We start from the raw sequence: 370 nt of genomic DNA, 5'->3' as shown, positions 1-370 counted from the left end.
TCCCATGACCAGCCGATATGCGACAGCAGCTGCCCTGCGGCAAAGAAAGACAGGACCTGTTCGGCGGGCAGGACGACCAGGTCGATTCCTCCAGCTTTGTGAATGGCTAATTCGGTACCGTAGAACGACTCCTCATGCCAGGCGAAGAGCAGCTGCTTCAAAGCCATACCGGGAAGACCGTATCCGTCATCCGTCAAGCCGTACAACAGCGCGTCTCCGTATTCGCTCAGTCCGATCCGGACCGTAATATTCCGCAATTGTCCGTTCATGGTGTCAGCTTTCCTTTCCGAAGCTCTTCCTGAAGCGCTCTAAGCCGGCTGTGGCGGGCGGAAAAAGAGCCGAGAAAATACTCAAAGCGATCCTCCGCTTT

The 370-nt window shown here is 55.7% G+C and carries 1 protein-coding gene; it reads right to left on the bottom strand.

From position 1 onward, the window contains the following. The coding region (locus L691_RS28805) for a hypothetical protein (RefSeq protein WP_036736960.1) at positions 1 to 269 on the bottom strand (269 nt) is incomplete at its 3' end. Positions 270 to 370: the final 101 nt, after the last annotated feature.

The organism is Paenibacillus zanthoxyli JH29 (genome assembly GCF_000520715.1).
GTDB classification, from domain to species: Bacteria; Bacillota; Bacilli; order Paenibacillales; family Paenibacillaceae; genus Paenibacillus_AQ; species Paenibacillus_AQ zanthoxyli.
Note: the sequence above shows the minus strand (reverse complement) of the source record. Positions and strands in the feature narration are given on the sequence as shown.